The 18,288-nt window shown below is 62.5% G+C and carries 20 protein-coding genes; 3 read left to right on the top strand and 17 right to left on the bottom strand.

The window, feature by feature from the left end:
• The coding region (locus tag KG698_RS13880; RefSeq protein WP_213686157.1) for a recombinase family protein at positions 1-654 on the top strand (654 nt) is incomplete at its 5' end.
• Positions 655-960: 306 nt separating this feature from the next.
• Complete coding sequence (locus KG698_RS13875) at positions 961-1,191, top strand: sulfurtransferase TusA family protein (protein WP_213686093.1); 231 nt, start codon at positions 961-963, stop codon at positions 1,189-1,191.
• Here KG698_RS13875 and glp read toward each other — a convergent pair.
• From glp to KG698_RS13790, 17 genes are all read right to left on the bottom strand, one after another.
• On the bottom strand, positions 1,175-2,458 hold the full coding sequence (glp, locus tag KG698_RS13870; RefSeq protein ID WP_213686156.1) for a gephyrin-like molybdotransferase Glp: 1,284 nt from the start codon (positions 2,456-2,458) through the stop codon (positions 1,175-1,177). The genes KG698_RS13875 and glp overlap by 17 nt on opposite strands.
• Positions 2,455-2,946 (bottom strand): molybdopterin-guanine dinucleotide biosynthesis protein B, encoded by a 492-nt coding sequence (gene mobB, locus KG698_RS13865; RefSeq protein WP_213686095.1) that lies wholly within the window; start codon positions 2,944-2,946, stop codon positions 2,455-2,457. Before mobB ends, glp begins: the two co-directional genes overlap by 4 nt.
• Positions 2,943-3,554, bottom strand: coding sequence for a molybdenum cofactor guanylyltransferase MobA (gene mobA / locus KG698_RS13860; protein WP_213686096.1), 612 nt, complete (start codon positions 3,552-3,554; stop codon positions 2,943-2,945). The genes mobB and mobA overlap by 4 nt, the downstream gene beginning before the upstream one ends.
• Positions 3,551-4,426, bottom strand: a complete 876-nt coding sequence (locus KG698_RS13855) for a formate dehydrogenase accessory sulfurtransferase FdhD (protein WP_213686155.1) — start codon at positions 4,424-4,426, stop codon at positions 3,551-3,553. The genes mobA and KG698_RS13855 overlap by 4 nt, the downstream gene beginning before the upstream one ends.
• Before the next feature lie 61 nt (positions 4,427-4,487).
• Positions 4,488-5,747, bottom strand: a complete 1,260-nt coding sequence (locus tag KG698_RS13850; RefSeq protein ID WP_213686154.1) for a c-type cytochrome — start codon at positions 5,745-5,747, stop codon at positions 4,488-4,490.
• Between the two features lie 20 nt (positions 5,748-5,767).
• Positions 5,768-5,923, bottom strand: a complete 156-nt coding sequence (locus KG698_RS13845; RefSeq protein ID WP_213686099.1) for a hypothetical protein — start codon at positions 5,921-5,923, stop codon at positions 5,768-5,770.
• A 14-nt stretch (positions 5,924-5,937) separates the two neighbouring features.
• Positions 5,938-7,029 (bottom strand): P-loop NTPase, encoded by a 1,092-nt coding sequence (locus KG698_RS13840; protein WP_367114113.1) that lies wholly within the window; start codon positions 7,027-7,029, stop codon positions 5,938-5,940.
• Between the two features lie 80 nt (positions 7,030-7,109).
• Positions 7,110-8,102 carry a formate dehydrogenase subunit gamma gene (locus tag KG698_RS13835; RefSeq protein ID WP_213686153.1) on the bottom strand — a complete coding sequence of 331 codons (993 nt, stop codon included), beginning with the start codon at positions 8,100-8,102 and terminating at the stop codon, positions 7,110-7,112.
• Between the two features lie 11 nt (positions 8,103-8,113).
• Positions 8,114-8,710, bottom strand: coding sequence for a formate dehydrogenase FDH3 subunit beta (fdh3B, locus tag KG698_RS13830; RefSeq protein ID WP_213686101.1), 597 nt, complete (start codon positions 8,708-8,710; stop codon positions 8,114-8,116).
• A gap of 15 nt (positions 8,711-8,725) precedes the next feature.
• Positions 8,726-11,695 carry a formate dehydrogenase subunit alpha gene (locus tag KG698_RS13825; protein ID WP_213686152.1) on the bottom strand — a complete coding sequence of 990 codons (2,970 nt, stop codon included), beginning with the start codon at positions 11,693-11,695 and terminating at the stop codon, positions 8,726-8,728.
• Positions 11,695-11,910, bottom strand: coding sequence for a twin-arginine translocation signal domain-containing protein (locus KG698_RS13820; RefSeq protein WP_213686103.1), 216 nt, complete (start codon positions 11,908-11,910; stop codon positions 11,695-11,697). Before KG698_RS13820 ends, KG698_RS13825 begins: the two co-directional genes overlap by 1 nt.
• Positions 11,911-11,969: 59 nt before the next feature.
• The gene (locus KG698_RS13815; RefSeq protein ID WP_300984073.1) at positions 11,970-12,464 is read right to left on the bottom strand and encodes a molecular chaperone; all 495 of its coding nucleotides are present in this window, start codon (positions 12,462-12,464) and stop codon (positions 11,970-11,972) included.
• 297 nt (positions 12,465-12,761) lie between these two features.
• A complete protein-coding gene (locus KG698_RS13810) occupies positions 12,762-13,397 on the bottom strand; it encodes a DUF3306 domain-containing protein (protein ID WP_213686151.1) in 636 nt (211 codons plus the stop codon).
• Positions 13,394-13,933, bottom strand: a complete 540-nt coding sequence (locus KG698_RS13805; RefSeq protein ID WP_213686105.1) for a DUF3305 domain-containing protein — start codon at positions 13,931-13,933, stop codon at positions 13,394-13,396. The genes KG698_RS13810 and KG698_RS13805 overlap by 4 nt, the downstream gene beginning before the upstream one ends.
• 12 nt (positions 13,934-13,945) lie before the next feature.
• On the bottom strand, positions 13,946-14,935 hold the full coding sequence (locus KG698_RS13800) for a DUF6352 family protein (RefSeq protein WP_213686106.1): 990 nt from the start codon (positions 14,933-14,935) through the stop codon (positions 13,946-13,948).
• Entirely contained in the window at positions 14,935-15,486 is a 552-nt protein-coding gene (locus KG698_RS13795; protein ID WP_213686150.1) for a DUF6505 family protein, read from the bottom strand. The genes KG698_RS13800 and KG698_RS13795 overlap by 1 nt, the downstream gene beginning before the upstream one ends.
• Positions 15,483-16,220 carry a biotin/lipoate--protein ligase family protein gene (locus tag KG698_RS13790; RefSeq protein WP_213686149.1) on the bottom strand — a complete coding sequence of 246 codons (738 nt, stop codon included), beginning with the start codon at positions 16,218-16,220 and terminating at the stop codon, positions 15,483-15,485. The genes KG698_RS13795 and KG698_RS13790 overlap by 4 nt, the downstream gene beginning before the upstream one ends.
• A gap of 91 nt (positions 16,221-16,311) precedes the next feature.
• On the opposite strand from KG698_RS13790, the gene KG698_RS13785 reads away from it, so the two are divergent.
• Positions 16,312-18,261: a 4Fe-4S binding protein gene (locus tag KG698_RS13785; RefSeq protein ID WP_300984071.1), complete on the top strand. Its 1,950-nt coding sequence runs from the start codon at positions 16,312-16,314 to the stop codon at positions 18,259-18,261.
• Positions 18,262-18,288: the final 27 nt, after the last annotated feature.

Raw genomic sequence — 18,288 nt, 5'->3', positions numbered from 1 at the left:
TCCAACGCAAAGGCCAAAACGGTCTTATACATGCGCGCCGCGACAGCCGAACAATCATCCGACACACAGCGCGCGCTTGCGCAACGCGCGGGCTTGGTGATTGATCAGGTCATCGAAGAGAAAGACCATGCGGCCATATCCGCCCCGTTGCAGGCGCGTGACGGCGGCAAGCGGCTATTGGATATCTTGCGCGATGGGGATGTGCTGGTGGTGCCTTGGCTAGACGGCTTGGGCCGGCACTTTGACGATATCGCACAAAACATGCGCCTGTTTCTGGCGCGTGGGGTGACCATCAAGACGATCATCAATGGCCTGACCTTTGACGCACGCCCCCAAGACGCCACGGCATTGGCGATCCGAGAGGCTTTGCTCAGCTTCATGTCAGCCATGGCCGCGGCGCAGGCGATCACACACAAAGAAGCCCAAGCTGCGGGTATTGCCCACGCAAAGGCCAGTAATCCCTCGGCTTATAAGGGGCGCAAACCGTCCTATACCCATGCCCATGTTGATCAGATCCGCCAGTTGTCTGGCAATGGTATCGGCATCAACGAGATCGCGCGACGTCTGGGCCTGAGCAAGTTTTTGGTCTCGCGCATCAATAAGAACACGCCAGCCGCATACGAGGCCCTAGCGCGTTGGGGCATAAAGGCTTAGCGACCGGGAAAGACCCATAAGGGGGTTGATCGGCAAGCAGAGCAGAATGTTTAGGGCATGATGCGCAAACACATCATCAGGCCACCCTTTGGCTTAAGGCACCGACGATAGGGGCATTGGTGAAACGGCGCACCGTCTTCGCGCTTGTCGCGTCGGTTTGCAGGCGGCCAATGCCAAGGCCGATATATGGCCTTGCAGATGCCGCGCCGGGCTCTACCCTGATGCCATGAACATTTCGTTCACGCATAACATCGCCGAAGGTGCCATTTGACACCTCGGCATCGACAGAATTGTTAAGGGCAGAGCATGGCCGAAGACGCAACGCTGGATACCTTGGGCCTTTTGTGCCCCCTGCCCGTGCTCAAGGCGCGTAAACGGCTGAAATCCATGCAACCCGGTCAAGTGCTGCGGCTTTTGGCCAGCGATCCGGCCGCCGTGGTGGATGTGCCGCATTTCTGCGCCGAAAGCGGGCATGAGTTCTTGGGGATGGAAGACGCGGGCGACGGTGCGCGCGCCTATCTTATCCGCCGGAGCTGACCCCAAAAGACGCATAGGGCAGATAGCGCACCGGGTCACCCGGCGCGATGGTACAGGCCGCATCGGGCAGCTCGACCAGCCCGGTGGCCCAGCTGAGCCCGGAAATCCGCCCTGAGCCCTCCGATGCGAAAACTTCCGCCGCGCCGCTTTCGGTCAGCCGCGCGCGCAGATATTCGCGCCGCCCGGCTTTCTTGCGCTTGGTGAAGGCAGCGGGCACGGTGAAGCCTTGCGGCTGCGACCAGCCCGCCCCTGACAAGAGCGACAGCGCGGGACGCGCAAAGACCAGCGCACAGACAAATGCCGCCACAGGATTGCCGGGAAGGCCGAACACCGGCACCCCGCCCCATAGCGCCAAGGCGAGCGGGCGGCCCGGTTTGACCGCGATGCGCCAGCTCGACACATTGCCCCGCTCTCGCAAAAGCCGGGAGACATGATCCTCATCCCCGGCCGAGGCCCCGCCCGAGGTCAGGATTGCATCGGCGGATTGCGCACCTTGGTCGAGCCGCGCCGCGATTTGTGCCGCATCATCGGGGGCATGGCCCAGATCAACCGCATCAAACCCCCAGCCCGCCAAAAGCGCTAACAACATCGGGCGATTGGCATCGAAAATCTGATGCGGTGCCGCAGGGGCGCCCGGATCGGGCAGCAATTCATCGCCCGTCGACAAAACGCCCACGCGCAGACGGCGATGGACCTGCACTTGGCCCACACCGACAGCCGACAACAAAGCCAGATCGGCGGGCGTTAGCACCCGGCCTGCGGGCAAGATCGTGGTGCCCTCGCGCACATCCTCGCCTGCTTGGCGCGTGTTGATGGCGCGCTTGACCGGCCCATCAAAGGCCATGATTTGCCCATCGGTGGCGCAATCTTCCTCCAGCACGACGGTATCGACCCCGTCGGGCAGGATTGCACCCGTCAAGATGCGCACGGCGTGGCCCAAAGGCACGATGTCGTCGAATGGTTGGCCTGCGGCGGCGCGTCCCGCCACCAGCGGTAAGCGCTGCACCCCCTCGCCTGTTGCAGCATGGGCAAAGCCATAGCCATCAACCGCAGAATTGGGCCGGGGTGGGTTCGACCGACGCGCCACGGCAGGGGCGGCCAAAACGCGGCCATGGGCATGGGCCACGGCCAAATCCTCGGTCCCGGTCACCGCGTGAAGCCGCGCGCGCAAGAGTGCGAGCGCCTCATCAACGGGCACCCATTCCACGCCCTGCGGCATGGCAAAACAATCATTGCGCAGGCGCGGCGGGGTCAAACCGCTGCTCATAACCCCACCTCGGCCCGGATAAAGGCCGCAATTCCCGCGACATCATTCAGATCGAAACGCGGTAGTTGGGTGTCCAACGGCCCATCGCTCGCAATCGCGCGGATCGTTGGGTTCGACAGCGCCAACAGATCACGACCTGCCGCCTGTCGATGGGTTTCGATCTTGGGGTGCGGCGCGGTCTTGTAGCCCTCAATCAGGATCAGGTCACAAGGGTCGAAGCGGGCGAGCAAATCGGCCAAAGGCGGCTCACCCTCCCCGCGCAACTCGGTCATCAAGGCCCAGCGGACGGGTGAGGCGACGATCACCTGGCCCGCGCCCGCTTCGCGATGGCGATAGCTGTCGCGACCCGGATGGTCGATCTCGGTCGCGTGATGGGCGTGCTTGATCGTGGAGATGCGCAGCCCTTGGCCGACCATCTCGGCCACAAGCCGTTCGGTCAATGTGGTCTTGCCAGTATTCTTCCAGCCGGTGACGCCGTAAACCCTCATGCCGCCCCCATCAGCGCTTCGGCGGTCAGGATATCTTCGGGCGTGTTGACGTTGAAGAAGGGATCGAAAGGCACGCTGTCAAAAACGGCCTGCCCCGCCTGATGCTGATCGGTCCAGATCACGATCTTGCGTAAGCCACCCGTCAGCGCCGCGCGCAGATCATCGCGCAAAGCCACGGGCCAAAGGCCAAAGGTCGGTTGGCGCTGCACGCGGCCCGTCTCATCGGGGCTGGCGGCCAGACAAAGGCCCGAAGGTCCAGCGCAGGCTGTCAACTGCGCCACCAAATTGGTGGGAAAGAAGGGTGTATCGGCGGCGGCGGTCACGATGGCCGTGGCCCCTTGGCCTGCCGCCCAATCCAAGCCCGCCAGCACGCCCGCAAGCGGTCCGGGATGATCGGCCAAGCTATCGGGCAAGATGGGTAGGCCAAACTCGGCCAGCCGCGAAGGCTCGCCATTGGCGTTGATCGCCAGCCCGCCGCATTGGGGGGCCAAGCGTGCGATCACATGGTCGATCAGGCGTTGACCAGCGACCACGCGCAAGCCTTTGTCACCCCCGCCCATGCGCGTGGCGCGCCCACCCGCAAGGATCACACCGAGCGGCGCGCTCACCCCTCATCCTCCGCGCCCTTGCGGCGGTGGCGGCGATCCTCATCCGGCACAGCAGACAAGTCGGCATCGCGGATCAGGCGGTTTTCACCCGAGAGACACACGAAGCGCTGCCCGCGCATCCGCCCGATCAGCGTCAGGCCAAGCTGTTGGGCAATCTCTACCCCCCACGCGGTGAAACCAGAGCGCGAGGCAAGAATGGGAATACCCATCATCGCTGTCTTGATCACCATCTCCGAGGTCAACCGCCCGGTTGTGTAAAGGATCTTGTCGCCCGCAGGCACTTCATGGTGCCGCATGAAGCCCGCGATCTTGTCGACAGCGTTATGGCGCCCGACATCTTCCATATAGACCAACACCTGATCGGCTTGGCACAGCACCGTGCCATGGATCGCCCCCGCGCTGAGGTAAAGCGAGGGCAGCGTGTTGATCTGGCGCGAGAGCGCGTAAAGCCAACTGCTGCGCAGCGGTGCCTCGGGCAGCACAACGCCCTCCAGCCCTTCCATCATGTCGCCAAACACCGTGCCCACTGCACAGCCCGATGTGCGGGTCTTTTTCTTCAGCTTGTCCTCATAGCTGGTCTGGCGATTGGTGCGGACCACGACGGTTTCGATCTCTTCATCATAGTCGATGCCGGTCACGGTGTCGTCGTCGCGCAGCATGCCCTGATTGCGCAAGAATCCCAGCGCCAGATATTCGGGGTAATCCCCGATAGTCATCGCGGTGACGATTTCTTGGCTGTTGAGGTAAATCGTCAGCGGCCGCTCTTCGACCACCGAAAGCGAAACCTCTGCGCCGGTATGGTCATGCCCGCGCACCACCCGCGTCAGGCGCACGGCGTCCGGATCGGGCAAAAGAGGCAACTGCGGTAACATGGATGCTCCTGCATTTGGGTCTGTCAGGTATAGCGCAAGCGACGCCCGAGGCCAGTGCCGATCACCGGCTCGCACGCTCCAAGAACGCGACCAGCGCTTGCCGGTCGGCGGGATCGGCCACGCGCTGATCAGGCATGCGCGAGCCGGGGGTATAAATGTCGGGGCCGACCGTGAATAATTCGGCCACGGTGCGTGGCGTCCAGACGATATCGAGATCACGCAGTGCAGGCGAAAACGCATATCCCTCGACCGAGGCGATGGCGCGGTCGAAAATACCATGCAGGCTTGGGCCAGCGCGGGAATGATCGCCCGGTTGCAACGAATGGCAGATCGCGCAGGCGCGATAGACTTCGGCCCCGCGACTGCCATCGTGAAAATCATCGGCGGCCCCGGCCAGCCCGCCGTCGATCAACGCGCCGTTGGTTGTGGCATAGCGACGGATCGCGCCGCTCACGCCGCCCGCAAAAAGCGTATCGTTGGTCAAGGCCAGCGCCCAAACGGGACCGCCGCCGGCGGCCACCCCGGCGCGGAACCGCAAGCTATCGGCCTCCAACATCCAGATCGCGCCATCGACTGCGGCCGCTGCCACGATCGCGGAATTGGCTGCGATCGCGACCAAGGGGCGTTCGCTGAGGAAGCGTTCAGGCAAAAGCACGCCATCAGCAGAAAAAAGCCGAAGCGAGCCTTCGGCAAAGATCACCGCAAGCCGGTCACCGGCCCGCGCAAGACCATTGGGAAGATCGGGAAGCCCCGCGCGTGCTTGCGGCGCAAGGCCGCTATCCCAGCGCGTAAAGCGCAAATCAGCACCCACGCTGACAAGATCGCCTGTGCTCAAATAAGCAAGTCCCGAGACCCGACCGGCATGGGCCTGCGCTACCGCGGTTTGTGAAAGATCGGGGGTATGGGTTGCAAGTTGCCCATCCCAAAAGCCGACCGCGATGCGCCCGCCATCGGGCGCAACAGCAAGTGCCGACACAGGTGAGGTACCGTGGGGCGTGACAAAGGCCGGTTCTGGCCCGTCACGGTTCCAGACGGCCACACGACCATCTTGCCCCCCGGTCACGAAACGACCCTCGGGCAAGGTGGCGACGGCGGTGACATTGCCATCATGGAACCGCAGCACACGGCGCGCGCTTTGCGCATCCGCGCCCCAAAGGATCACGCGACCATCAAAGCCGCCGGACAAAAGCGCATCATCCGTGGCTGCCAAGGCGCTGACCGGGCCAGCGTGACCTGAGAGTGTCTGCGCCCCGGCTGTGCCAAGCTGAAAGCACAGCGCGACAATCAGGGTGCAGCGCAGCAGGGAAAAACCACAGAGCACGACGCGCCTGAGCGCGCCGGTCAGTAGCTGATCAGGTTTGAGCCCGGCTTATCAACGCGCGCGCCTTCGGTTGCAAAGGCCGAGGACGCGGATGTCTGGAAATTTCCGTTCAACACGAACGCAGCGCCAGTGGCCAAAACGACGGCGAAAATCACAGATGCGAGAAAGGCTTTCATGGTCGGTTCTCCTGTCAGGGGCGGCTGGGCTGGGCCAACCGCTGTCCGGGTTCAAGCCCTGCCAAAACGGCACGGGCGATCTGTTGATAGATTTGGCCCAGCGATCCATCGGGATCGCGGGCGGTAATGGGCTGGCCTGCATCGGATGCGGCGCGCAGTTCCATGGTCAGCGGGATACCCCCGAGGAAGGGCACATTCAGCCGCGCCGCCTCGGCCGCCGCGCCACCTTGGCCAAAAATCGCATGCGATCCACCGCAATCGGGGCAGATGAAATGCGACATGTTCTCGATAATGCCAAGGATCGGCACATCGACCTTGCGGAACATGGAAATGCCGCGCCGTGCATCGATCAGCGACAGATCTTGCGGCGTTGAGACGATCACCGCACCCGACAGGCGCGTGCCTTGCGCCAGCGCCAATTGCGCGTCGCCTGTGCCCGGCGGCATATCGACCAACAGCACATCAAGCGCGCCCCATTCCACATCGGCCATCATCTGCGTGATCGCCGACATCACCATCGGCCCGCGCCACACCATCGCGGTTTCGGCATCGACCAACAGGCCCATGGACATGGCCTTGAGACCGTAAGCCTGCATCGGCTTAAGCTTACGGCCATTGGCTTGCGGCTTGCCATGCAAGCCCAGAAGTGTGGGAAGCGAAGGGCCGTAGATATCAGCGTCCAAGATACCGACCGACAGCCCTTGGGCGCGCAAACCCAGCGCAAGATTGACCGTGGTCGTCGATTTGCCCACGCCACCCTTGCCCGAGGCAACGGCGATCACATGCCCAACATCGGCCAAGGGATCGGCTTTTTCAGGCGCGGACCCTGTCAGCTTGGGCGGGGCGGCTTTGGGGCTCGCTGTTTCGCTGGTCAAAACCACGAAAGCGTTGGTCACACCTGGCAGGCGGCGCAGACGCGCCTCGACCTCATCGCGCAGGGGCGCAAAGGTGGCGGCCTCTTCAGGTTTGATCAAGATCGAAAGGTTCACGCGCTGGCCATCAATGCCAAGGCCAGACAGCCGGTCCGAGGCAACAAGCAGCGTGCCATCCGGCAGGCGTAGCCCCTGCAGCGCATCTCGCACCCGTGTGTCGCCAAGATCCGGCACGTGTCGTCCTCACCTCTCTGACGAAGATCGGCCCGGCGCATGTTTTTCTACGCTGGGCCGACCGAGTTTTTAGACCGATATCACTCGGCAGGTTGTGTGCGGCCCTCGGATGCCTTGGCACCCTTCACTTCCTCAACCCAGAGGGAGTGATGCTCCTTGGCCCAGTTCTCGTCCACCTCGCCCGTGCCCATCGCATCGAACGCACCCTCCATACCGACCGAGCCGATATAGATATGCGCGATGATGATCGCCGACAGAACTGCAGCGGTCAGGGCATGGATCGTCTGGAAGAACTGCCAATCAGCGGGCGTGCCTGCGACGGCAGGGAACAACAGCATCACACCCGTGTAGGACAGTGCGGCACCGCCGGCGATAACCGCCCAGAAGATGATCTTTTGGCCAGCGTTGAACTTCTTCGCGGGCGGGTGAACACCCTTTTTGACCAAACCGCCACCTTGCTTGATCCATTCCAGATCAAGCCGGTTGGGAATGTTGTGAACAACCCACAGCAAAAGCACCATCACCAGCGCAACCATGAACGGCCATGCAAGGTAGTTGTGCGCGATCTTGCCCCAAGCGCTGAGCGTGCCAAAGGCCCCTTCCCCAAGCAGCGGCAGGATAACGGTCTTGCCGATGATCAGGTTCAGCCCCGACAGCGCCAAGATGATAAAGGTCGAGGCAAGCGTCCAATGCGCGAAGCGTTCGACCGTGTTGAACCGCAGGATCTTGCGACCCGACAGCCCGCCATCGACGCGGATCTTGCCCCGGATCACGTAGAACAAGGTCAAAAGCGCGACCATGCCGATCACAGCCCAGATCGAGATCTGGTGCAGCGTTTCACCCTGAAGGGCCGCCCACAGCTTATTGTCGGGCTTGATCAAATAGCCGGCGTTCTGGTCGGGGATCGTGATGCGACCGGCGACATTGCCGCCAGAGCCAAGCGCCTCGAGAAGTGCGCCTTCGTTTACGGATTGCTCCGTCGGATTGACCTGCGCCTGTGCGCTCGGGGCCATAAAGGCCAAGCCCAGCACAAGGCTTAGCGCGACCAGCAAGTGTGAGATTTTGTTTGCCATCTTGTTGTGCCTCATACCGTCACGGTTTCGCCGTAAGCTGTCCGCCAGCCCCAGGCACCAGAGCCGTAGCCGCGCGTGATGACGCGTTCACGGTAGATTTCCGCGATGATGTCGCCATCACCCGCCAAAAGCGATTTGGTCGAGCACATCTCGGCGCAAAGCGGCAGCTTGCCTTCGGCCAAACGGTTGGAGCCGTATTTGACATATTCCGCTTGGCTCATGTCCGGCTCGGGGCCGCCCGAGCAATAGGTGCACTTGTCCATCTTGCCGCGGGTGCCGAAATTGGCGGTCTGCGGATACTGGGGTGCGCCGAACGGGCAAGCATAGGCGCAATAACCACACCCGATGCAGGTGTCCTTGTTGTGCAGAACAACACCATCATCGGTGGTGTAGAAACAGCTGACCGGGCAGACCGCCGCGCAGGGCGCGTCGGTGCAGTGCATGCAAGCCATCGAGACCGAGCGCTCACCCGGCAGACCGTCATTGATCGTGACGACCCGGCGGCGGTTGATGCCCCACGGAACTTCGTGCTCGTTCTTGCAAGCGGTGACGCAAGCGTTGCATTCGATGCAGCGGTCGGCGTCACACAGGAACTTCATGCGTGCCATTTGTGATGTCCTCCCTTACGCCGCAGCGATCTGGCAGAGGGTGACTTTACCCTCATGCATGCCAGTCACGGGGTCATAGCCATAGGTTGTGATTACGTTGACGGATTCGCCCAGAACGATCGGATCTGTTCCCTCGGGGTAGTTGCCCCGCTGGTCGACACCTTGGAACCAGCCTGCGAAGTGGAATGGCATGAAGGCCACGCCCGTGCCGACACGTTCGGTCACCAGCGCCTTCATCCGCGCCTTCGATCCACCCTCAGGTCCGGTCACCCAGACCCAGCCGCCATCCACGATACCGCGGGAGGATGCATCTGCCGGGTTGATCTCGACGAACATATCCTGCTGCAATTCGGCCAGCCACGGGTTCGACCGGGTTTCTTCCCCGCCGCCCTCGTACTCGACCAGACGACCCGAGGTCAGGATGATCGGGAATTGTTCCGCAATCTTGTTTTCGAGATTGGCCGTCTGGATCGTATGGCCGATGTTCGGCATCCGCTGTTGACGGCCATTATCGCGGGTCGGGTACTGCGCCACCAGATCAGGACGCGCCGAATAGATCGGCTCGCGGTGAACCGGGATCGGGTCGGGCAGGTTCCACGCCACCGCGCGGGCCTTGCCATTGCCGAAGGGCACGCAGCCATGCATCAGCGCGACGCGCTGAATACCGCCGGAAAGATCCAAGGACCATGACACATTGGCCATCGCCTCGGGGTCGTTGCCGCCAATCCGCTGGATCGTCGCCAATTCGGCCGGGGTCAGATCAGTATCCCAGCCCAATTGCTGGAGCACACCATAGGTGAACTGGGGATAGCCATCCTCGATCTCGGAGCCCTTGGGCCAGCTGCCTTCTGCCAGCAGGGTCTCGCCATCGCGATCCAGACCGAAGCGCGGGCGGAACGCGCCGCCGCCTTCCATCGGGTGAAGATGGGGGTTGTAGAGGATATGCGTGCCCGGATGGCGCAGCTCGGGCGTCCCCCAGCACGGCCAGGGCAGACCGTAGTAGTCACCCTTGATCTCTTCGGGTGCGCCGGGCTTGGCGCGCAGCGTGATCAGGTCGAACTGGTCCTGATTGGCCATATGCGCCTTCAGACGCTCGGGGCTTTGACCGGTGTAGCCGGTGGACCAACCGCCGCGGTTGATTTCCCGCAGCACAGATTCCGGCGTGGGTTCCATGCCGAACTTGCCCTGAACCATCTCGTAGTTCTTGAACATCTGATCGGCAAAGCCAAGACGCTCGGCCATCGCGTAGATCACCGAATAATCGGTATCGGATTCAAAGATCGGCTCAACGATCTTTTCGCCCCACTGGACCGAACGGTTGGATGCGGTGCGCGAACCCGAGCATTCGAACTGTGTGCAGATCGGCAGGAGATAGGTGTTATCGGTGCGCGAATGCAGCGCCGCGAAAGTCGTCGGGTGGGGGTCGGCCACCACCAGAAGATCGAGGGCATCCATGCCACGCTGGGCATCTTGCATCCGGGGCACGGTGTTGCCGCCGTGACCAAAGACCAGCATCGCCTTGATGTTGTCTTGCTGATCGACTTCCTCGGCGTCGATCGTGACCGCATCGAACCAACGGGTCGAAGTGATGCCGGGCACTTCCATGTTCTGCTCCGGGGTGCGCGCATCGCGGCCGCCCTTGGCAGGAACGGCATCGAAACGGCCCACGAAATAGTCGTATGGCACTTCCCAAACGCGCGACCAATGCTTCCACGCACCTGCGCCCAAACCGTAGTAGCAAGGCAGGTTGCCGACATCGAGACCGAAGTCGGTTGCACCTTGCACGTTGCAGTGGCCGCGGAAGATGTTCGCACCGGTGCCTTCGCTACCGACGTTGCCGGTGGCAAGCAGCAAGATGTTATACATCCGCACGTTGGCGGTGCCGACGGTGTGCTGCGTGCCGCCCATGCACCAGATAAAGGTGGAGGGGCGTTCCTTGGCAAATTTCTCAGCCGCGCGGCGCAGCGTCTCGCCGTTCACGCCCGAGATCTGCTCGACCACTTCCGGCGGATAGGCTTTGACCGCTTCGCGGATCTGATCCATCCCCCAAACACGCTGGGCGATGTATTCCTTGTCTTCCCAACCATTCTCGAAGATGTGCCACAGCATCCCGTAGATCACCGCGATATCGGTGCCGGGGCGGAAGCGCACATATTCGGTGGCATGGGCCGCCGTGCGGGTAAAGCGCGGATCAAAGACCATGACATTGGCGCGCTGCGTTTCCTTGCCTTCAAGGATGTGCTGCAACGAGACGGGGTGCGCCTCGGCCGCGTTTGAGCCCATGAAGATCACGGTCTTGGCGTTGCGGATGTCATTGTAGCTGTTGGTCTGTGCGCCGTAACCCCAAGTGTTGGCCACGCCCGCCACGGTGGTCGAGTGGCAGATGCGCGCCTGGTGGTCGACGTTGTTGGTGCCCCAGAAGGCCGCGAATTTGCGGAACAGATAGGCGCCCTCGTTCGAGAACTTGGCCGATCCCAACAGATAGACGGAATCTGCGCCCGAACGGCCACGGATCTCGGTCATCTTGTCGGTGATCTCGGTCAGCGCTTGGTCCCAGCTGATGCGCTGCCATTGGCCGCCGACCTTCTTCATCGGATACTTGACCCGACGGTCGCCATGCACAAGCTCGCGCACCGATGCGCCCTTGGCGCAATGCGTGCCGCGGTTGATCGGGCTGCCGTAGGCGGGCTCTTGTCCGACCCAGACGCCGTTTTGCACTTCGGCCTTGACCGTACAACCCACCGAGCAATGGGTGCAGATATTGGTCCGGATCTCAATAGGCTGCGACATGTCGGTGAAACCGGCGGCCTCGACCCGGCGGGTCATGCCCGCGCCGAGCGTGCCGAGTGCGGCCAAGCCACCGACGGTCAGACCCGACGCACGCAGAAAGCTGCGACGGTCAATGGGGCGGGCCGATACGGCTGCCGCCATCTGTGACAAGCGCCCGGTCGAGGCGGTGTCACCATTTCTGCGCTTTACGAGCATCAGTTGGTCCCCCGAGGATAATAGCGGTTGGTCCGGTAATAGGTTTCGACATGGTCGGTCGCCTGATAGCGCGCGCGCGTCCGCTCGTCGCCCGTCTGCTGTGCAAAGGCGGGGCGTGCGCTACCCGAACCGAGGGCAACAGTTGCCGCAGCGCCGACAGATGCCGTGCCAAGAAATGCACGGCGACTAATCGGTGTCGATTTTTCCTTAGTCATGTCGTTTCCCTTTCATACAACGGAGCGGCGCTTGACCTGTCCGACCCGCATTCGATTCCCTAAGCTGCGAGCGAAAACGCGCGCGCCTCGATATCCACAAGCAAACGGCCGATTTCTGCGACCGGTCGATAAAAAGAAGCACTCGGCGCAATCGCAAGATCATCAAAGAACTGCGCGGCCCAAGGCGCGATGTGACGCGCGAAGAAGTCAGCCTCTATACCGGCGTCGACCGCAAGCGCGCCCGATGCCAGATCGGCCATGACTTCAAACAACAGGGCGATGTGATCTTCGGGCTCAAAACGGCCTTCGATGCGCGCCACCCCAAGCCGGGTGAGGTCGCCGCGCAGCTCGGCCAATGGCCGCTCGTTCAGAAAACCTGTCTGGTAGAAGCTCGCGTAAGGCAAGAGCTCGCCCCGCCCGACCCCGATGAACAAATCGAAAAATTCCCGCTCGACGGTTGCCGCCTGCGTGCTGCGCGCGGTCTCAGAGAGCGCCGTAATCGCTTGCCCCAAAGGGGTCTGGTCGCCGGTAAGCGCGGCGATACCATCAATCATATCCTGATTGGGCGCAGCAGAAAGAAGCGAAGCCACGAAACGATACATCTCGCTTCGTGCTTGATTCTCAGCGTCCCTGGCGGGCCGGTTTCCCGGCTGGCTGGCAGGCATATTCTTATAAATCTCCCTACATGCCACCTGTGTATACAGCAGCATGCCTCTGTATCGATTGCACCTGAAATGGGTCCAAGACGCAAGAGAAATTTGTCATTTCCCTGCAGCATTTTCCGAAGCTCCGAAAAGCACGATTATTCAATCAGGCCAAAATGATCGGAAAGCTTTTTTGTCAACAAACACTTAACCCGGAAGGGCCGAACCATGTCGTCGCCTTGGCGCGGTATCGGGCGCGGGGCTTGGGTCATCTGGGGCGGTTTGCGCAATCTCGTGCGCCGCGGCTGCGTCAGCCTCGCTTGCTGGGGAAGCCTGCTCTTCCGCATCAGGGGGGGCAGAGGTGACTTGCGGTGTCGCGCTGTCCTTTTGCGGCGCGGTTTCATCCGCGTCATCCTCCTGCGGCTTGAGCAATTGCTTGAGCATCTTGGCGGCGTTTTCGGCTGTCGGACCAATCCCATCGCCCGGCACGCCGCCCGGCGTATTCCAATCCCATGCATAATCCACGGCCGGATCGCTGTAATCGCGGATGCCGGGTGTCAGCATCCACATCCGACGCATCGCGGCATTGCGCAGCTGGCGCGGCACGCCTGCGCGCAAAAAGGTGCGAATATCGCTGCCTTCGGTCAGATCCTCGATACGTGGCAGCGCGTCCAATTCCTCTTGGCTCAGCAGCTCAGGCTCGGGCTCAGGCGCGGGGGCTGGCTCGGCGCTGATTTCAACAGGGGGTTCTGGCGCGTCAGCGACCTCGGGCTGTGATGTCGCCGCGCTGCGCTTGGCGCGGGACCAACGGCCCAAAAACCCCTCTGATGGCGCGTCGCTCATGGGTCTGACCTCCGGCCTTTGCGGGTTTCCCATTTATCTTCGGGTTGCAAGATGCGGGGCGCGCGCGACGACATCGCGTTGGGGTCAACGGATTGGCGTTGGCGTTTCTTGAAAGGCATTTCAAAGAAATGTGCCTGCGCGAAAGCCGCGACAGAGCGCGCAATCGGCTCGGGCATCGGGACGGCATCCACGATCAATTCAGGGTCCGAGGCCAAGCCTTCGCCCTCATAGGGGTCGACCGTAACGGCGATAACCTCGGCGCGGGCGGGATCGGTCCCGCGCAGCGCCACCCAGACCGAGGGCCGCCCCGAGTTGAGATTGTCTTGATGGTGACTGGCATCGCCAGACCACAAAACCAGATCACGACCGCCCAGATACCATGTCTCTACCCCGTCCTCGCTGGACAGCCGTGTTCCCGGCGCTGCCGCCGGTTCAGCAGGCAGCACCATCAGTGGGCGCAATTCACCACTGCTCCAGCGTGTGACCGGCGGGCGAAGCTGGGCCAAAACACCGAGGCGAAGAATTTCCTTGGGCATGCGTCGTCCCTTTCAGTGCAACTCCGGCGTTGCCAGCGGCAACCCCGCCAGCAAATTCTGCGGCTTCATCCGCACCGCCCCGTCGGACCCGAGGCCAAGCAACAGCCAAACGGGCTGGCCCGCCAATTCCGGGCGGACGGCGGCGGGATCGGCGAAATCGAGGCGGAAAACCCCGATCAACGTCGCCGGTGCCGCTTGGCCGCGCCAAAGCGCATTGCCGATCGCCGTGCCGTTGGGATCAAGCCCAACATACCAGCGCAGATCCACATCCTCAACCTTCGTATGGGGCGTGACCGTCACCTCGGCCCCGGTCATGTGGCGGATAAAGGCCGCCAAGGCCCCCGCCATGCCACGCCGCGCCTCGGGATCGCCGCCGAAGTTGTAGATCATCGTATGGGCATCCGAACGTGACCAATAGGTCCATTCATTGCCGCCACCCAGCACATCGAGGCTGTCGACCCCGCCTGAAAACATCGCCATGAGGGGCGAGGCATGCATATCGGCCTCGTAGAGCGTGACCAACTCCTCATCAGCCAAAAGCACGACGCCATCTTTGACATGCGCGCGTTGCGGCCGGAACAGGCATTCGGCGGCGCGCAAGACCTGCGGGTCGTCGCAGCCATCCAGCGCGTTGCGCAAGATCAGCTGCACAAGCTGCGACAGAAACACGACCGGCAAGCGCAGCCCTTCGTGCATGATGGCGGCATAGCCATCCTCGATGGTTCCGGCGCGGTCCAAGCGGTCGCGCAAGGTGAGGAAAAACTCCCAATTCTCCCGCGCATCAGGATCGGCTATCGCGGCCAATTCCAGCGGCGGCACCGGGCTGCGCGGTTTGGCCATGAGGCGCGCATGTACCGCGCGTTCGGTGGCGCAAGCCTCGGGCGGGGGAACAATCTCGGGGCGGGCCAGCCATGCCAGCAACAATTCATCCGTCACCAGCATGCGCCCAGCGCGATCCAGCCGCGCAAGGTGATGGCCCGAGGCAACCCAAAATTCCGGCATCAGTCCTGACCTCGCAATTGAAACAGATCAACGTGATCTTCCACCTCTTCTTCGAAGAACTGGAAGGCCCTGTCATGGCCCATCAGGTGGGTGGCGGAAAAGGCGGTCTCATCACGCGGGCGCAGCGTGCGGAACTGCTCGCGGATATCGCCATCATCGCCCCGCTTGCGATGCAGCGCAATGAGCGTGCCGATCCCGTGGTCGGCGCAAAGGCTTTCGGCCAGCGCCACCTCCTGTTCCGCCGCAGGGCGGGCGATGTCGATGGAGGGCGCGCCCAAATACGCCACGAACTGGCCCGCCAAGGTCTCGACCATTGTGGCGCGCTCATCGGGACGCGCTTCTTGCACGGTGACGAGCGTGGAATGGCCAAAGCTGGCCACACCCAAAAACCCCGAGCGAAAGGCGATAGCCTCTTTGCGCGACAGGCTGTCGGCGGGCCTGTCCCAGAACAAGAACGTGCCGGGAACGGCCCATTCCCCCGGTTCGGCGGCGGTCGCGAAAATATGCTTGTCCGACGGGTCGAGCCGAATCGTACGCGGCAGCCGTGTCACAGCTTTGGACCCTTCTCATCGCGCCAAACCTGCGTTGAGATTGCCTCGCGGATCGGTGGGAAGCTTTTGCTGCCACCTGCGGGCTTGATCTCTATCATCCGGTCGCCGTCGATCCGGCGCACACCGCGAAGCAGCGGCGGATCGACCCGCATCAGGTAACGGTTCGACACCGCCGCAAAACCTTCATGCGCCCAGCGATCGAAATACAGCATGAGGTAAGAGGCAAAGGTGGAAAGGATATCTTCTGCCGCGTCAAAAGATTCCTCTTTCAACGAGGTGGACTGGGGATATGCCCCCGCTTCTTCGATTTGGTCGCGGTCGGCGATCAGCTCGGCGGCAAAGACCATCCAATCAGGCACCGCATCATCAGCTGTGCCGGGCGCGATGGCAAAGCGCCCGCCCCCGATGCGCGCGGCATCATAGGTGACTTGATCGGGCCAAGTGAGCCGCACCGGGCGTTCGGGCGGGCAATGAGCGGCAAGCGCATCCCCAAGCGCGGTCATCCCGAGCAAAAAGGCCAGCTGTGCCTCAACCAAGGGCTGTTCTGGCTCAAAAACCACAGCGAAAGCCAAAAGGCCGGGGGATTGGTGCAACACCAGCGTCCCTGCCCCTTCGCTGGGCGCCAAAGCGACCGCCGCGGCAAGCACATCGCGCTGGGTGGTGCGATGCAAAGTGAATGGGGGCGGCAGATGCACCCTCGATCCTTCAAAATCATCCGCTATCTGATGCGACATTCGTTTTTCCTCCCGAGAGCGCTACCCATTCCTTTAGGATCGGATTACACCGCGATTGAGATAGTCCAGCCGCACGCCAGACGAAAGCCCCATGCCACAGACCCCAGAAACCCGCCTGATCTGCACCTGCGAAGGCACGATGAGCCTTGCATCCGAAACACTTGGCGCGACGGGCAAGCCCGCCAGCCAATTATGTCGCGCGCAACTCGATAATTTCCGTCAGGCCTTGGGCGAATTTGCCACAATTACGGTCGCCTGCACGCAAGAGGCGCCCCTGTTTGCCGAAGTGGCCGAGGACGCAGGTTTTGCCGGCGTGCTGCGCTTTGCCAATATCCGCGAAACGGCGGGCTGGTCGGCTGAAGGCGCGCAAGCCACACCCAAGATGGCCGCCTTGCTTGCGATGGCCGAGACGGCAGGATCGTCATTCGAGACGCTCAGCCTTGAAAGCCGGGGCGTGGCGCTTTTGCTGGGACGGGACGATGTGGCACTTGAAGCCGCGCGCCAATTGTCGGGCGTGTTGGATTTGACGGTGCTGCTGGTACCGGGTGCCGATGTCGCCCCACCACGCCAGACGACATGGCCCGTGCTGCAAGGCAAGATCGCGCGCGCCGTTGGCCATATGGGCGAATTCGAGCTGACCGTTGATGCCTATGCCGCGCCTGCCCCATCATCGCGCGCGCGGCTAGAGTTTGGCCCGGCGCGCAATGGCGCGGTGTCGCGCTGTGATCTGGTGCTGGATCTGACCGGCGGGCAGGCGTTGTTTCACCACACGCGCCCCGGCTATCTGCGCGCCGATCCGCGCGACCCTGCCGCTGTTGCGGCGCTGGTGGCGGAAGCCGGGCAAATGGTCGGCGTCTTCGACAAGCCCAAATATATCGATTTCATCCCCGATCTCTGCGCGCATTCGCGCAACAAAAAGACCGGATGCACCCGCTGTCTTGATCTTTGCCCGACGGGCGCGATCCTGTCTGCGGGCGATAGCGTGGTCATCGACCCCGCAATCTGCGCAGGATGTGGGCAATGTGCGGCCGCCTGTCCGACGGGTGCGGCCGCTTATGCGCTGCCTGTGGTGGCTAGCCTTGCCGCGCGGCTGCGCGCCGGCCTGTCGGCTTGGTTCGCGGCCGGTGGCCGCAGCGCGCCGGTCATCTTGTTCCATGACGAGGCGCATGGTGCTGCGCTGATCGACGCGATGGCACGTTTTGGCCGTGGCCTTCCCGCCCATGTCATTCCAGTGCAAATCAACGAACCCAGCCACATTGGCCCGGAAATCATGGCCGCTGCCCTTGCGTGGGGTGCAGGCGGGGTGCGTGTTCTGGCCCAAGACAGGCCCGCCCATCCGCTGGACGGGCTGACCAACACGCTTGATCTCATGGGCGCGATCTGTGCCGCGACAGGGCTGTCCGAAGAAGGCTGCGCGCTTGTTCAGACCGATGATCCCGATGTGTTGGAAACCGCGCTTTGGCACAAAGCCACAGATGCCCGCGCCGCACGCTCCAGCTTTCTGCCGCCCGAGGATAAGCGCGGGCTTTTGACCTTGGCGATGGAAGAGTTGAACCGCACCGCGCCGCGCCCAACCGCGCGCATCGAGCTGCCCAAAGGGGCACCCTTTGGCAGTGTGCAGCTGAACCTCGATAGCTGCACGCTGTGCCTTGCTTGCGTAGGTGCTTGCCCCACCGGGGCACTAGGCGATAACCCCGACAAGCCGATGCTGCGCTTTACCGAAAGCGCCTGTGTGCAATGCGGAATTTGCGCCGCGACCTGCCCCGAACAGGCCATCGCGATCGAGGCACGGATGGATTTCGCCGCTTGGGCCAACCCCAAGCGCATTCTCAAGGAAGAAGAGCCGTTTTGCTGCACCGCTTGCGGCAAAGGCTTTGGCACCGGGTCGAGCATCCGGCGCGTGATCGATCGGCTTGATAGCCATTGGATGTTCTCGGGCGAGGATGGCGCGGCGCGCAAGCGGCTGCTGACGATGTGCGACGATTGCCGCACTAAGGAAGTGGTGATGGCGGGCTTTGACCCGCATGAGCCGCCTGCCTAGAGCGTGTCGCGTTTGATCAATCCGCTG

The sequence above is a fragment of the Roseicyclus sp. genome (genome assembly GCF_018402035.1).
Taxonomy (GTDB): Bacteria; Pseudomonadota; Alphaproteobacteria; order Rhodobacterales; family Rhodobacteraceae; genus Roseicyclus.
This window is presented reverse-complemented; position numbering and strand designations above follow the sequence as displayed.

Bases quoted from the DNA above. Each gene is read 5' to 3' on its own strand.
- KG698_RS13875 (WP_213686093.1), top strand. From the start codon at position 961: ATGGCCGAAGACGCAACGCTGGATACCTTGGGCCTTTTGTGCCCCCTG.
- glp (WP_213686156.1), bottom strand. From the start codon at position 2,458: ATGAGCAGCGGTTTGACCCCGCCGCGCCTGCGCAATGATTGTTTTGCC.
- mobB (WP_213686095.1), bottom strand. From the start codon at position 2,946: ATGAGGGTTTACGGCGTCACCGGCTGGAAGAATACTGGCAAGACCACA.
- KG698_RS13855 (WP_213686155.1), bottom strand. From the start codon at position 4,426: ATGTTACCGCAGTTGCCTCTTTTGCCCGATCCGGACGCCGTGCGCCTG.
- KG698_RS13845 (WP_213686099.1), bottom strand. From the start codon at position 5,923: ATGAAAGCCTTTCTCGCATCTGTGATTTTCGCCGTCGTTTTGGCCACT.
- KG698_RS13835 (WP_213686153.1), bottom strand. From the start codon at position 8,102: ATGGCAAACAAAATCTCACACTTGCTGGTCGCGCTAAGCCTTGTGCTG.
- fdh3B (WP_213686101.1), bottom strand. From the start codon at position 8,710: ATGGCACGCATGAAGTTCCTGTGTGACGCCGACCGCTGCATCGAATGC.
- KG698_RS13825 (WP_213686152.1), bottom strand. From the start codon at position 11,695: ATGCTCGTAAAGCGCAGAAATGGTGACACCGCCTCGACCGGGCGCTTG.
- KG698_RS13820 (WP_213686103.1), bottom strand. From the start codon at position 11,910: ATGACTAAGGAAAAATCGACACCGATTAGTCGCCGTGCATTTCTTGGC.
- KG698_RS13815 (WP_300984073.1), bottom strand. From the start codon at position 12,464: ATGATTGATGGTATCGCCGCGCTTACCGGCGACCAGACCCCTTTGGGG.
- KG698_RS13810 (WP_213686151.1), bottom strand. From the start codon at position 13,397: ATGAGCGACGCGCCATCAGAGGGGTTTTTGGGCCGTTGGTCCCGCGCC.
- KG698_RS13805 (WP_213686105.1), bottom strand. From the start codon at position 13,933: ATGCCCAAGGAAATTCTTCGCCTCGGTGTTTTGGCCCAGCTTCGCCCG.
- KG698_RS13800 (WP_213686106.1), bottom strand. From the start codon at position 14,935: ATGCCGGAATTTTGGGTTGCCTCGGGCCATCACCTTGCGCGGCTGGAT.
- KG698_RS13790 (WP_213686149.1), bottom strand. From the start codon at position 16,220: ATGTCGCATCAGATAGCGGATGATTTTGAAGGATCGAGGGTGCATCTG.
- KG698_RS13785 (WP_300984071.1), top strand. From the start codon at position 16,312: ATGCCACAGACCCCAGAAACCCGCCTGATCTGCACCTGCGAAGGCACG.